Source organism: Microbacterium sp. AZCO, from assembly GCF_039614715.1.
Classification (GTDB): domain Bacteria; phylum Actinomycetota; class Actinomycetes; order Actinomycetales; family Microbacteriaceae; genus Microbacterium.
In genome coordinates, this window is record NZ_CP154857.1 from 3,300,662 (window position 1) to 3,313,813 (window position 13,152).

At 72.8% G+C, this 13,152-nt stretch carries 13 protein-coding genes; 3 read left to right on the plus strand and 10 right to left on the minus strand.

All coding sequences use genetic code 11. The features are described from left to right. Window positions 1-3: 3 nt before the first annotated feature. The 3 genes from AAIB33_RS15035 to AAIB33_RS15045 all read left to right on the plus strand — a co-directional run bounded on the left by AAIB33_RS15035 (window position 4) and on the right by AAIB33_RS15045 (window position 2,827). On the plus strand, window positions 4-954 hold the full coding sequence (locus AAIB33_RS15035; protein ID WP_345800771.1) for a LysR family transcriptional regulator: 951 nt from the start codon (window positions 4-6) through the stop codon (window positions 952-954). A gap of 23 nt (window positions 955-977) precedes the next feature. Then, entirely contained in the window at window positions 978-1,280 is a 303-nt protein-coding gene (locus AAIB33_RS15040) for an FAD-dependent monooxygenase (RefSeq protein ID WP_345800772.1), read from the plus strand. Between the two features lie 137 nt (window positions 1,281-1,417). Further along, a complete protein-coding gene (locus tag AAIB33_RS15045; RefSeq protein WP_345800773.1) occupies window positions 1,418-2,827 on the plus strand; it encodes a DUF222 domain-containing protein in 1,410 nt (469 codons plus the stop codon). Between the two features lie 105 nt (window positions 2,828-2,932). Here the strand turns inward: AAIB33_RS15045 and AAIB33_RS15050 are convergent, their stop codons facing one another. From AAIB33_RS15050 to AAIB33_RS15095, 10 genes are all read right to left on the minus strand, one after another. Further along, on the minus strand, window positions 2,933-3,706 hold the full coding sequence (locus tag AAIB33_RS15050; protein WP_345800774.1) for an IclR family transcriptional regulator C-terminal domain-containing protein: 774 nt from the start codon (window positions 3,704-3,706) through the stop codon (window positions 2,933-2,935). Between the two features lies 1 nt (window position 3,707). After that, on the minus strand, window positions 3,708-4,877 hold the full coding sequence (locus tag AAIB33_RS15055) for a thiolase family protein (protein WP_345800775.1): 1,170 nt from the start codon (window positions 4,875-4,877) through the stop codon (window positions 3,708-3,710). Window position 4,878: 1 nt separating this feature from the next. Continuing rightward, the gene (locus AAIB33_RS15060) at window positions 4,879-5,538 is read right to left on the minus strand and encodes a 3-oxoacid CoA-transferase subunit B (protein WP_345800776.1); all 660 of its coding nucleotides are present in this window, start codon (window positions 5,536-5,538) and stop codon (window positions 4,879-4,881) included. Then, complete coding sequence (locus tag AAIB33_RS15065; RefSeq protein WP_345800777.1) at window positions 5,535-6,308, minus strand: 3-oxoacid CoA-transferase subunit A; 774 nt, start codon at window positions 6,306-6,308, stop codon at window positions 5,535-5,537. Before AAIB33_RS15065 ends, AAIB33_RS15060 begins: the two co-directional genes overlap by 4 nt. 175 nt (window positions 6,309-6,483) lie before the next feature. Next, window positions 6,484-7,491 carry a hotdog domain-containing protein gene (locus AAIB33_RS15070; RefSeq protein ID WP_345800778.1) on the minus strand — a complete coding sequence of 336 codons (1,008 nt, stop codon included), beginning with the start codon at window positions 7,489-7,491 and terminating at the stop codon, window positions 6,484-6,486. Window positions 7,492-7,591: 100 nt separating this feature from the next. Beyond that, complete coding sequence (locus AAIB33_RS15075) at window positions 7,592-10,159, minus strand: AAA family ATPase (RefSeq protein WP_345800779.1); 2,568 nt, start codon at window positions 10,157-10,159, stop codon at window positions 7,592-7,594. Between the two features lie 16 nt (window positions 10,160-10,175). Beyond that, window positions 10,176-10,427, minus strand: a complete 252-nt coding sequence (locus AAIB33_RS15080; RefSeq protein ID WP_345800780.1) for a DUF4242 domain-containing protein — start codon at window positions 10,425-10,427, stop codon at window positions 10,176-10,178. Window positions 10,428-10,622: 195 nt separating this feature from the next. Continuing rightward, on the minus strand, window positions 10,623-11,018 hold the full coding sequence (gene pcaC, locus AAIB33_RS15085; protein ID WP_345800781.1) for a 4-carboxymuconolactone decarboxylase: 396 nt from the start codon (window positions 11,016-11,018) through the stop codon (window positions 10,623-10,625). Further along, a complete protein-coding gene (locus tag AAIB33_RS15090; protein ID WP_345800782.1) occupies window positions 11,015-11,797 on the minus strand; it encodes an alpha/beta fold hydrolase in 783 nt (260 codons plus the stop codon). The genes pcaC and AAIB33_RS15090 overlap by 4 nt, the downstream gene beginning before the upstream one ends. Further along, the gene (locus AAIB33_RS15095; RefSeq protein ID WP_345800783.1) at window positions 11,794-13,146 is read right to left on the minus strand and encodes a lyase family protein; all 1,353 of its coding nucleotides are present in this window, start codon (window positions 13,144-13,146) and stop codon (window positions 11,794-11,796) included. Before AAIB33_RS15095 ends, AAIB33_RS15090 begins: the two co-directional genes overlap by 4 nt. Window positions 13,147-13,152: the final 6 nt, after the last annotated feature.

The following is a 13,152-nucleotide window of genomic DNA, read 5'->3' on the forward strand; positions in this document are numbered from 1 at the left end:
GCCGTGACCGATCAACCGCTTCTCTCTCGGCTCGACCTCAACCTCCTCGTCGCGCTCGACGCGCTCCTCACCGAGCGCAGCGTGACCCGTGCCGCCGAGCGTCTCCATCTCAGCCAGCCCGCGCTCAGCGCTTCGCTCGGACGGCTGCGCACCCACTTCAACGACCCGATCCTCGCTCGCCGCGGAAACACGTACGAGCTGACCCCGCTCGCCCTGCGGCTCACCGAGCACACCACCACGGCGCTCGACGCCGCACGCCGCGTCTTCGAGAGCCAGGCGATCTGGACTCCGCACGACTCCACGCGCGAGTTCTCGATCTACGGGTCCGACTACGGCTTCGCCACCATGGGGAAGGCCGTGTCCCGCCTCGCGGCCGAGGAGGCGCCGGGCGTGCGCTTCCGCTTCATGCTCCACAATCCCTCGATCGTCGACGACGCCGTGACGCGGCTGCGGTCGGTCGACGGCATGGTGATCCCCCACGGCCACCTCACAGAGCTGCCCTACATGGACCTCTGGCGCGACGGATGGATCGTCGTCGCCTCCGACACCAATGACAGGATCGGCGACGAGCTGACGATGGAGGTGCTGGGCGAACTGCCGTGGGTCTTCACGTTCCAGACCCGCACCGCCTTCACGTCGGCGGCCCGGCAGCTGCAGCAGCTGGGCATCGAGCCCCACGTCGAGGCCGTCGTCGAGAGCTTCCTCGCCCTTCCGCACTTCATCGCGGGCACCGACCGGCTCGGTCTCATCCAGGCGAGCCTCACGGACTACGCCTCGAGCGTCAGCGGGATCCGCGTCCTGGAACCGCCCTTCGACGCGACGCCCGTCGTCAACGCCCTGTGGTGGCATCCCGTGCACGGTCGCGACCCCGAGCACACGTGGATGCGCGGGCTCTTCGAGCAGGCGGCGGCCCTCGTCGGCGAGGGCCCGGGCGCGCTCGTCCAGCGCGCCTGACGCGGTCGAGGAAAGGAGACGGGATGCCTGCCGGCCGACGCATCCTGATCGTGGGCGGTGGTCCCGCCGGCCTGACGGCGGCGCTCGGCCTCACGCGGGCGGGGCACGAAGTGGAGATCGCTGAAATCGAGGACCGCCTGGCCCCCGCCGGCGTGGGCGTGCTCCTGCAGAACTCGCCGCTGCGGGCGCTGCAATCCCTCGGGCTCACCGACGAGATCCTGGCGAACGGCTGGCCGCACGGGCCCGTGCACATGGCCACCGCCGATGGACACGTCTTCGATACGGCGACCCCGCCTCCGCTCGGCGCACTGGCTCAGCCGATCTGACGCTTGCTCCGGCCCCTGGGCTTGTGGAGGGGCCGGAGCAGGTACCCCTCGGCCCCGCGGAAGCGGGATGAGAAATCTCCGCTGATCAGCCCCGAACTCACGTTCGGATGTCGGTGGCCCTCGGCAGAATCGGAAGTATGAACCCGGTCGTCGATCAGCTCGCGTCGGTCGCCGCGCAGCTCGCGACGACCGTCGGCCTTCCCTTGCGAGAGGGCGGGTTCCGCGGTTTCGATGATGCCGACGTGATCGAGGTTCTGCGGACCGCCTCCCACCTGCAGCGCATACTCGACGGTGTCCTCATCGAGGCGGTCGGCGAGGTGGAAGCCCGCTCCGAAATCGCGACGCGCGACGAGCGGCTGACCTCCCGGCTCGGCTGCCACGACGTCAACGAGCTCGTCGAACGCGTGACCCGGGTGTCACGCCAGACCGCGTCCCGGTATCGGAAAGCGGCGAAGGGACTGCGGCGCGAGCCATCCATCACCACCGGCGACCTACTCGACCCCCGCCTGCCCGCCCTGCGCAGCGCACTCGTCGACGGCATCGTCGGCGTCGACGGGGTGCTCGCGGTCGCGGGCCCGCTGCTGGACATGGACCGTCGGGTCGCGCACGAGGACGTTCTGACGGCCGACGCCATCCTCGCCGCGCACGCCCGTGGCGAAGCACCCGATGGCGCCCCACCCGCCAGTGCCGACCTGCTCCGCGTGCACGCGCAGACCTGGGCGACCTTCCTCGACCAGGACGGCGCCGAACCCCGCGAGAACCTCGCGACCCACTATCGCGGCGTCACACTCGGCACCCCCTCCGCCCGCGGGGTCCCGATTCGCGGGAACCTGATCCCCGACGTCGCCGCGCAACTGCAGCGCATCTTCGACGCCGTCAACGCCCCCGCGCTGTCGGTCCGCTTCACCGATCCCTACGTCGAGGCGGAAGACGGGGAGGGGGTCCCGGTCGACACGCGCACCCGCGCCCAGAAGCAGCACGACGCACTGGCCACCGCGCTCAGCGTCGCCGCCGCCAGCGAACAGCTCCCCACCATCGGCGGTGCCGCTCCCACCCTTGTCGTCTCCGTGCGCGACGAAGACCTCGCCGCCGGGGGCGGCGAGGGTCACGCCCACGAGACCGACATGCCCCTCTCCCCGGCCGCCGTCCGCCGCGTCGGGTGCGCCGGCGTCATCCAACGCGTCACGCTCGACCAGCGCGGCGGCATCCGCCGCCTCGGCACCGAAGAACGCGTCTTCAACCGCCACCAGCGCCGCGCGATCGCCCTCCGCGACGGCGGCTGCATCATCCCCGGCTGCGGCGTCCCCGCCGGATGGTGCGAGATCCACCACGTCACTGATCACGCACTCGGCGGGCCCACGCACACCGACAACGGCGTCCTCCTCTGCTGGTACCACCACCGATACCTCGACCGGTCGGGGTGGACGATCCGCATGAACAAGGGCGTCCCCGAAGTCCGGGCACCGCTCTGGTTCGACCCCCATCGACGGTGGCGCACCGCCACCAAATCGAAGACCCGCCTGCTCGAGACTGTGCGAAGACAGTAGCCGGCGCCCGGTTTCGAAGCCGCGATACTCCTCTGTGGACGATGTGGACGTCCTTCGCCGCATCGACGTGTTCGACGATCGCTCCGGTCCCTCGACTCTCACCCCTTACACGAGCCGCAGCTCGGCCTCGATCGCCGCGGCGGTCGCGAGGAGCGGGGGCACGTACGCGTCGACGAGGTGCTCGACCGAGTCGCGGGTCGCGCTGGTCGAGACGTTGAGCGCGGCGACGACCCGCCCGTCGCGACCGCGCACTCCGGCGGCGACGGATCGCAGGCCGGGCTCGAGCTCGCCGTCGACGAGCGCCCAGCCGTGGTCGCGGACGCGGGCGAGCTCGGTCGCCAGTTCGCCGGTGCTTGCGACGGTGCGGTCGGTGAGCTTCTCGATCCGGGATGCCGCGACCGCGGCATCCCGCTCCTCTTCGGGCAGTCCCGCGAGGAGCACGCGGCCCATGCTCGTCGCGTAGGCGGGGAACCGGGTGCCGATCGTGATGCGCACGCTCATGATGCGACGGGTCGGGACGCGCGCGATGTAGACGATGTCGGAGCCGTCGAGCACAGCCGCCGACACGGACTCGTCGACCTCGCGCGAGAGGCGCTCGAGGTGCGGCTGCACGATCTCGGGGAGCGACAGGGCCGAGAGGTAGCTGAAGCCCAGCTCGAGCACTCGTGGGGTGAGCCGGAACTCGCGGGCATCGCTCATGACGTAGCCGAGCGTCTCGAGGGTGCGGAGGAACCGGCGCGCTGCGGCGCGGGGCATATCGGCGCGGCGCGCGACGTCGCTGAGGCTCAGGGCGGCGTGCTCGGCGTCGAACGCGCGGATGACCGCGAGCCCGCGCGCGAGCGACTGCACGAAGTCCGACGCTTCGCCCAGCGCCGCCACGTCAGCGCTCCAGGACGACCGCGAGGCCCTGCCCGACGCCGATGCAGATCGCCGCGACCGCGACTCCCCCGCCGCGGCGCTTCAGCTCGTGGGCGGCGTGGCCGATGATCCGTCCGCCCGATGCGCCAAGGGGGTGGCCGATCGCGATCGCACCGCCGTGGATGTTCACCTTCTCGGGGTCGAGCCCGTCCCACAGCTGCACGCAGGCGAGGCTCTGCGACGCGAAGGCCTCGTTGAGCTCGACGAAGTCGACGTCGGCCCACGTGCGGCCGGCGCGGGCGAGCGCGCGGTTCGCGGCCTCGACGGGCGCGACGCCGAACACGTCGGGGTCGTTGCCGAAGACGCCTCGACCGGTGATGCGGGCGAGGGGCTCGGCATCCACCGCCCCCTCCTTGCCGAGCAGCACGGCGGAGGCGCCGTCGTTGATCGGCGAGGCGTTGCCGGCGGTGACCGTGCCGTCCTTCGCGAAGAGGGCGCGGAGCGTTCCGAGCTTCTCGAGGGTCGTGTCGTCGCGGATGCCTTCGTCGCGCGAGAGCTCCGCACCGGGCACCTGCACGATCTCGCCGTCGTAGGCGCCCGCGGCCCACGCCTCCGCGGCGAGGCGGTGGCTACGCAGGGCGAATTCGTCCTGCGCCTCTCGCGAGATCCCATAGATCTGGGCGAGCTTCTCGGCGGACTCGCCGTTGGAGATCGTCCACTCCTTCGGGAAGGCCGGGTTGACCATGCGCCACCCGATCGACGTGTTCCACATCGTGGGGTTGCCGACGGCGGGGAACGGCTTCGGCGACTTCTCGACGACGAACGGCGCCCGGCTCATCGACTCCACGCCGCCTGCGAGGATGATGTCGGCATCCCCGGCCTCGATCGCGCGCGATCCCTGGATGACGGCCTCGACGGAGGAGCCGCAGAGGCGGTTCACGGTGACGCCCGGAACCGAGGTCGGGAAGCCCGCGAGCAGCGCCCCGAAGCGCGCGACGTTGCGGTTGTCCTCGCCGGCCTGATTGGCGTCGCCGAAGATGACGTCCTCGATGCGGGCGGGATCGAGGCCCGTGCGCTCGACCGTCGCCTTCATGACGACGGCGGCGAGGTCGTCGGGGCGGACGCCCGAGAGCGCACCGCCGGCGCGGCCGAACGGGGTGCGGACGGCGTCATAGATGTGGGTTGCGGTCATCTCAATCTCCTTGCGGTCCCTGAGCTTGTCGAAGGGCGAGTCCGGTCAGTGCTGCGAGGGATTCCACCGTGTTGTCGCCGAACGCCTCGCGCACGAGGAAGCCGTCCGGCGTCACGTCGAAGACCGCGTGGTCGGTGTAGACGCGGGTCACGCAACCCACGCCCGTGAGCGGGTAGCTGCAGGCGGTGACGAGCTTCGACTCCCCCGTCTTGGTGAGGAGGTCGGTCATGACGTAGACGGCCTTCGCGCCGATCGCGAGGTCCATCGCGCCGCCGACGGCGGGGATCGCGCCGGGCGCGCCGGTCGACCAGTTCGCGAGGTCGCCGGTCTCGCTCACCTGGAACGCGCCGAGCACGCACACGTCGAGGTGCCCGCCGCGCATCATGCCGAAGGAGTCGGCGTGGTGGAAGTAGGCGGCACCGTCGAGCGCGGTGACGGCCTGCTTGCCGGCGTTGATGAGGTCGGGGTCGACGTGCTCGGCGTCGGGGGCGGGACCCATGCCGAGCAGCCCGTTCTCGGTGTGCAGGATGATCTCCTGATCGGCCGGCAGATAGTTCGCGACGAGGGTCGGCGCCCCGATGCCGAGGTTGACGTACGACCCCTCGGCGATGTCGGCCGCGATCCGGGCGGCGAGCTCCTCACGGGTGATGCGCGTGCTCACTGGTCGGCTCCCTTCTGTGCGGCCGCCGAGGCCGTCGAGGGGTCGGCGACGGGTCTGCCTTCGAGGTCGACCCCGCCGACGAACTCCCCGTCGCTCAGCCAGCGCCGCTCGCCGACGGCGACGACGCGGTCGACGAAGATGCCCGGCGTCACGACGTTCTCGGGGTCGAGCGACCCGAGCGGCACGATCTCGTCGACCTGGACGATCGTCGTCGTCGCAGCCGACGCCATGATCGGGCCGAAGTTGCGGGCCGTCTTGCGGTACACGAGGTTGCCCCAGCGGTCGCCCTTGAGGGCGCTGACGAGGGCGAAGTCGGCCTTGATCGGATACTCGAGCACGTACTGCCGGCCGTCGATCTCGCGGGCCTCCTTGCCCTCGGCGAGCTCGGTCCCGACTCCCGTCGGCGAGAAGAACGCCCCGATCCCCGCACCGGCAGCCCGGATGCGCTCGGCGAGGTTCCCCTGCGGCACGAGCTCGAGCTCGATCTTCCCGTCTCGGTAGAGCCCGTCGAAGACCCAGGAGTCGGTCTGCCGGGGGAACGAGCACACGATCTTCTTCACGCGCCCGGCCGCGAGCAGCGCCGCGAGGCCGGTGTCGCCGTTGCCCGCGTTGTTGTTGATGATCGTGAGGCCCGACGCGCCCTGCGCGATGAGGGCGTCGATCAGTTCGACGGGCTGGCCCGCGCGGCCGAAGCCTCCGATCATCACGGTCGATCCGTCGGGGATGCCGGCGACGGCGGTCACGGCATCCTGAACCGTCTTGTCGATCACTCGCGGCTCCTGTTCGCTGTGCGAACGTACGTTCGCTTCATGGTGCAGACGACGGTACTCGGGATGCCGGTGGGCGAGCTCGGCTGATCCCGGTGGGTGGGACCGGAGCAGGGTTCGACCCCTCGACAAGCTCGGGGACCGAAACGGGGCGGGGACCGGGGAGCGGAGCGAGGGGTTACGGCTCGAGCGTCAGCGAGGCGGGGATCGGGACGATGTCCTCGCGCAGGCGCACGATCTCGCGCGCGTGCTCCCACAGCCGCACATCGGCGGCAGCCGTCGGCGTCCACTGCGGAACGGGCTGCGCCACGCCGTCGGCACCCGGGACGACGAAGACGCTCATGCACTGCGTCGTGAGCGTCAGGTCGCGCGGCGCGCGCGGATCGGCGGACGAGACGACGATGCTCACGTGCATGCTGTGCGCGCTCGTGTAGATGATGCGCGCCTCGACCTCGACCAGGTCGCCGATGCGCACGGGCGCGAAGAAGTGGATGCCGCCCGAGTAGACGGCGACGGCGGCGCTCGCATCCTCGCCGTCGCGCGACCACGACGCGGCCGCCGCGTAGGCGGCCTCGTCGATCCACCGCATGACGGTGCCGCCGTGCGCCTTGCCGCCCCAATTGACGACACCCGGCGGCACGAGGAACCGCAGCGTGACCCGCGGCGTCTCGGTGGGTGCGGCGTAGTCCTCGTCGAGCATGAGCCGCTTGATCTCGCTGCGCGACTCCATCCGCTCGATCGCGGCGGCGGCGAGCTTGTGGTCTGAGCGCGACACCGGCTCCCAGGCGGGAACCTCGGTCGGCCGTCCGTCGGCGCCCTTGGCGACGAAGATCAGGATGCAGGTCGTCGCCGGCGTGTACGCCCGGGTCTCGACCTCCGCCGACGACACGGTCACGACGACGTGCATGCTCGTGCGACCGGTGTAGACGAGTCGCGCCTGCACCTCGACGAGGCTGCCCGGAGCGATCGGACGGCGGTGCCTGACGTTTCCGACGTAGGCCGTGACGCAGTAGGCGCCCGACCAGCCGACGGCGCAGGCGTAGCCGGCCTTGTCGATCCACTCCATGACGCTCCCCGCCGCAACAGAGCGGCCGCCCGCGGCGGTGTCGGCGGGCGTCGTCATGAACCGCAGCGTGATGCGGTCGTCGCGCCCGGCGGTGCGGGGGGCGAGCGTGGGCGTGGTCACGGCGCCAGCCTAGGACCGCCGGCTCGCGTGAGACAGGCCGAGCGCACGCCCGGCCGCGGCCGGCTTGCCGGTCGTGAAGGAACCCGGATTCCTTCGTCCGTCAGGCGGTCAGCACCCCGAGCTGCTGCGCCGCCACGACCGCCCGAGCCCGCGTCGGCTGGTCGAGCTTGCGGAGCACGGCGGAGATGTGGTGCTCGACGGTGCGCGGCGACAGAACCAGTTCCGACGCGATGTCGGCCGTCGAGAGTCCCTCAGCGAGAAGGCGCAGCACCTCGACCTCGCGCGTCGTGAGCTGCGCGGGGTGATCCGCGGTCGCAGGGCGCGGGCGCCGGGGAAGAGCGAGCTCGAGGTCGCGCCGTGTGCGCAGGAAGGCCTGCACGGCCTGGCTCGCCCCCAGCTGCTCGAGCGTGCGCACCGCTCGGGCCGCGGCGACGGGATCGGGATGCCGCACTGCGGCGTAGGCCGCCCAGAGGGGGCTGCCGATCTCGTCCCAGGCCAGGATCGCGGCATCCGGATCGCCGTCGATCAGGAGCGCGAACGGCTCGGCGAGTCCCTCGCCGTCGTGATCGGCGCCGGCGAGCGAGCGAAACCAGGCCAGCTCGCCGAGCGCCCACGGCTCTCCGATCGAGCGGGCCAGCTCCCAGGCCGCGTCGGTGAGCGCCGGAATGCGGTCGGTCTCGCCGCGCAGCCACGCCTCCTCCGCGGCCGCGCAGGCCGCGGGCGCGATCCGCTGCAGCTCGCCCGTCTCGTTCGCGAGCGACGTCGCGACGGCGAGGAACGGGCCGGCATCGTCTCCGCGTCGCGCGGCGACCCGAGCCGCCACGGCGGCCGCCGGGATCGCCGACACGGGCGCGATGGCGGGGTGCGCGAGCAGGGCGACGGCGCCGTCGAAGGCCTCGTCGAAGCGGCCCACCTCGGCGAGCGCCGTGCAGCGCCAGGCATCCATGTACCGCACCCAGGAGTCGAGGTCGTGGTCTTCGCAGTAGGCGATGCCCGCCGTCACGTAGTCGAGCCCCGCCGCGTACCTCCGGCCCGAGACGGACATGCTGCCGAGGTTCGTGTACGCGCGGGCCGCGTGCTCGGGAAGGTCGGCGGCGCGCGCGAGCTCGAGGCTCCGCAGCAGCCGTGCGGTCCCCTCGTCGAGCCGGCCCGTGCGCAGCGCCGCGACCCCGAGGTTGTTGAGGGCGTGCGCCGCGATCTCGGTGTCCCCGAGCTCGGTCGCCATCGCGAGCGCACGCTCGCCCCACAGCTCGACCTCGTCGTCCCTGTCGGCGAGCATGCGCAGCTGCGCGAGATTGCTGTAGGCCATCGCGAGCGCGGCGCCCGCGCCGAGCGGCTCGAGCGTCTCGATCGCGCGCGTCGCGTAGCGCTCGGCATCCATTCCCCTGCCGTTGAACCACGACAGGCGCGAGAGCCAGCGCTCGTCGTCGCCCACGGCGCGCGCGTCATCGGCGAGCAGGTGCGCGTCGAGCGCCCGCTGGCGGGCGGCGATCGCCTCGGGCAGCTGGTCGGTCAGGTAGCACTCGTACGAGAGGGCGACGAAGAGCGCCGCTCGGTCGGTGCCCGCGCCGGCGTGGCGGAGCGCCGCACGGTAGTGCTCGGCCGCCTCGCGGTGGGCGCTGCTGCGCGCCGCACGCTCGCCCGCCCGCGTCGCGTGGACGACGGCCGCCTCGTCGTCGCCGGCTTCGGCGGCGTGGTGCGCGAGGCGGCGGTCATCGTCGGGCACGCGCTCGGCGAGGGCGCGGAAGGCGCGCCGGTGCAGCTGCCGGCGGCGCACGGCCGAGAGTCCCGTGGCGACCGCCTGCCGCGCCAGCTCGTGCCGGAATCCGTAGAGCCCGCCCTGTTCGACGAGCACCCCGGCGTCGACGCACGCGTCGACCCCCTCGATGCCGCAGTCGCCGACGGCTGCGATGAGGGATGCCTCCGACGGCGTCCCGAGCACGGCGACGGCGGACGCGGCATCCTGCCCCGCGGCGTCCAGGCGTGCGAACCGCGCCTGCACGGCGTCGGCGACTGTGGGCGGGAGCGCCCGGCCGTCGCCCGCGAGCAGCTCGGTGACGAAGAAGGCGTTGCCGCCGGTGCGGGCGTGCAGGAGGGCCGGCTCGATCCCGGCCTCGGACTGCGCGACGAGCTGCGCGACCCCGTCGACCGTCAGAGGCGGCAGGATGATCCGCTCGACTCCCTCGGCCGTCGCGAGATCGCCCATGACGGCCGCGAGGGGATGCCTCCCCTTCACCTCGTCGTGCCGGTAGGTCGCGACGATCGCGACGGGCAGCCCGGCGAGGCGGCGTCCGAGGAAGCGGACGGCGTCCATCGTGGCCTCGTCCGCCCAGTGCAGGTCTTCGAGCACGACCAGCCCGGGCGTCTCGGCGAGCGCCTCGCGGAGCGCGCGGAACAGGCCGATGCGGTCACCGCCCTCGTCGAGCCGCTCGACGATCTCGGGCACGGCCTCGCGGAACGCCGCGAGCGCCTCCGCCGTCGTGACGTTGTCGGCCCCGCCGGCGCGCACGACGCAGCGGTCGCGCACGGACGCGGCGAGCGCGCGCACGAGCGCGGACTTCCCGACCCCGGCCTCACCGCCGAGGAACACGAGCCGTCCGCGCCCGGCGAGCGCGTCGTCCGTCGCGTCGGTGAGCGACGCCAGCTGACCTTCCCGCTCGACGAGCATGGGCCCAGTCTGACGCTCAGACGCCTTCCGCGACGAGATAGATCTCGTCGGCGACGAGGCCGTGCGCCTCGCGGTGCACGGTGTTCGCCGCGTCGGCGTCGGGGGCGTCGACGAGGCAGAAGATCTTGCCGGCCTTCTCGTCGACCCAGTAGCGCAGGTAGTGGACCCCGTACGTCTCCTGGTGGGCGAGGTCGGCGGCGTGCGCCGTCGAGACGTCGTCGATGGTGACGGGGCCTTCGAGGGAGTGGACGTCCATGAAGAGTGCCATGGTGGTGCCTTTCATCGGGGGCGGTCCGAGCGACCGCACCCTTCGATGTCACCGCAGACGGCTCGTACGCGGATCGGTGGATCCACCCATCTTCGGCTCACCGCTCGTGCCTTACGCCTCGCGGCGCACGCCTGGCGCCTCACGCCTCTCGGCTCACGCCTCGTGGCTCACGCCTCGCAGCTCACGCTTCTCGGCTCACGTCTCGTCCGCGAACACCTGCCCCGCGATGCGGAAGGCCGTGTTGGCGGCGGGGACGCCGGAGTACACCGCCGACTGCAGGATGACCTCGCGGATCTCGTCGACGGTGAGGCCGTTGCGCAGCGCCGCGCGCAGGTGCATCGCGAGCTCCTCGTGGTGCCCGTGGGCGATGAGCGACGTCAGCACCGCGATCGATCGCGAGCGCCGGTCGAGGCCCGGCCGCGACCAGACGTCGCCCCACGCGACGCGCGTGATGAAGTCCTGGAAGTCCGCCGTCAGGTCGGTCGTGTTCGCGATCGACCGGTCGACGTGCTCGTCGCCGAGCACCTGACGGCGCACCGTCATCCCCTGCTCCCAGCGCTCGGCGTCGGAGAGTCCCTCGTTCGTCGTCATGCGGCATCCCCTTCCTCGAAGAAGTCCAGCAGCAGGTGCGCGAGGCCGGCCGCGTCGTCGGCGGGCGGCAGGTGCGACGCGTCGTCGAGCCCGACGGCGCGGCCGCGCTGCACGCCGTCGGCGATCTCGCGCAGCGAGGATTCCGGCGTCACCTCGTCGTGCGCACCCCACACCGCGAGCACCGGAACGGCGATCTCGCCGAGCCGCTCGCGCACGTCGTACTGCGCGAGCGCCTCGCAGCACTTCGCGTAGCTCTCGTCGTCGGCGTCCTGCAGCGCGTGCAGCAGCCGGCCCGTGATGACGGGATGCCGCTCGATGGACCCCGGCGCGAACCAGCGCTGCGCCGACTGGATGATGAGGCTCGACGTGCTCTGGGCACGCACCTGCGCGGCCCGGTCGAGCCAGCCCTGCGGCCCGCCGAGCGTCGCGCCCGAGGCGATGATCGCGGCGGACGAGACGAGTGCGGGATGCCGCAGCAGCAGCTCGAGCCCCACGGCTCCGCCGAGCGACACCCCCGCGTATCGGACGCGCCGCTCGCCGAGTTCGGCGACCGCCCCCGCGACGGCGTCGGCGATCTCGCCGATCGTGAAGGGCTCGGTCGCGGGAGCGGATGCCCCGTGTCCGGGGAGGTCGGCGACCGCGATGCGATACCGCTCGGCGAGCGCCGGCAGGGCGTCCTCCCACAGCACGCTCGATGTGCCGAGCGACGCACCGAGCACGAGCAGCGGCGCGCCGTCGGGGCCTGTGGGCGAGGTGACGGCGATGGGCGGAACGGTCATGGAACCTCGTTCTCAGGCGGCGTGATCTCGGCGAGGGCGCGGTCGACGAGCTCGCCGGCCACTCCGGTGTAGTTCGCGGGGTCGAGGAGGGGGCCGACGTCGACGCGTTCGGTCCCGGCCTCGACGAGGGCTTCGTCGACGAGCGCCTCGAGGTCCTGCCCCTCCCCCGCTGCGCGGACGATCTCGGCGACGCGCTTCGCTCCGAGCACGGGGCCGAGGACGAGCGACAGCCGCTCCGCGACGATGAGTCCGCCGGTCGTCGCGAGGTTGCGTGCCACCGCCGCGCGGTCGACCCGGAGCCCGCGCACGAGCGTCACGGCCTGTGCGGTCGCGCCGAGCGCGAGCCGCAGAAGCTCGCGGAGCGTCGGCCACTCGGCGTGCCACGCGCCGTCCGGGCGCTCGTCGACGGCGAGCGCGGCGGCGAGATGGAGGGTCGCGCCGAGCTGCGGCGCGCGCAGCGCGGCGGAGCGGATGAGGACGGATGCCGCCGGGTTCTGCTTCTGCGGCATCGCCGACGATCCGCCGCCCGAGCCTTCCGCGAGCTCGCCGATCTCGGTGCGCGAGAGGGTCGCGACGTCGGCGGCGATGACGCCGACCGCGTCGATCGCCTGCACGAGCGCGTCGCCGAGCTCGGTCACGGGCCAGCGGGTCGTGTGCCACGGCGCGTCGGGCGGCGCGAGGCCGAGCTCGCTCGCGAAGGCCGCGGGCAGCGCGGCGGCCGCTTCGGCCCCGGCGACCTCGACCGACGCGGCCAGCGTGCCCCCCGCCCCGCCCAGCTGGGCGGGCAGGGCGCGGGTCGCGGCATCCACCCTCCCCTCCGCCCGGCGGACGGCGCGGAGCCAGTTCGCGGCGCGGAGCCCGACGGTCGTCGGCACGGCGTGCTGTGTGAGGGTGCGGGCGGCGGCGACGTCGTCGCGATGCGCGGACGCGAACGCGGCGAGCGCCTCGACGACCTCGCGCAGGGCACCCGCGACCAGGTCGGACGCGTCGCGCGCGACGAACATGAGGGCGCTGTCGACGATGTCCTGGCTCGTCGCCCCGCGGTGCACCCACGCCTTCGCGTCGTCGGGCACGCGCTGCCTGAGCTCACCGACGAGCGGGATGACCGGATTGCCGCCCGCGACGGACGCGGCCGCGAGCGCCGCCGCGTCAACGGGTGCCGCCTCGTTGAGGGCGGTCTGGATCGCGTCGCCCGTGCCTGCCGGGGCGACACCGACCGCCTCGTACGCGCGGACGAGCGCGACCTCGGCGTGCACGAGGGCCGCGAGGACCGCGGCATCCGTCACGGCATCGTCGCTGCCCACCGCGACGGGGGTCAGGAGTCCGACGTCGAGTGGTGGCTCGCTCACTTCGCG

Bases quoted from the DNA above. Each gene is read 5' to 3' on its own strand.
- AAIB33_RS15075 (WP_345800779.1), bottom strand. From the start codon at position 10,159: ATGCTCGTCGAGCGGGAAGGTCAGCTGGCGTCGCTCACCGACGCGACG.
- AAIB33_RS15040 (WP_345800772.1), top strand. From the start codon at position 978: ATGCCTGCCGGCCGACGCATCCTGATCGTGGGCGGTGGTCCCGCCGGC.
- pcaC (WP_345800781.1), bottom strand. From the start codon at position 11,018: ATGACGACGAACGAGGGACTCTCCGACGCCGAGCGCTGGGAGCAGGGG.
- AAIB33_RS15080 (WP_345800780.1), bottom strand. From the start codon at position 10,427: ATGGCACTCTTCATGGACGTCCACTCCCTCGAAGGCCCCGTCACCATC.
- AAIB33_RS15090 (WP_345800782.1), bottom strand. From the start codon at position 11,797: ATGACCGTTCCGCCCATCGCCGTCACCTCGCCCACAGGCCCCGACGGC.
- AAIB33_RS15045 (WP_345800773.1), top strand. From the start codon at position 1,418: ATGAACCCGGTCGTCGATCAGCTCGCGTCGGTCGCCGCGCAGCTCGCG.
- AAIB33_RS15055 (WP_345800775.1), bottom strand. From the start codon at position 4,877: ATGACCGCAACCCACATCTATGACGCCGTCCGCACCCCGTTCGGCCGC.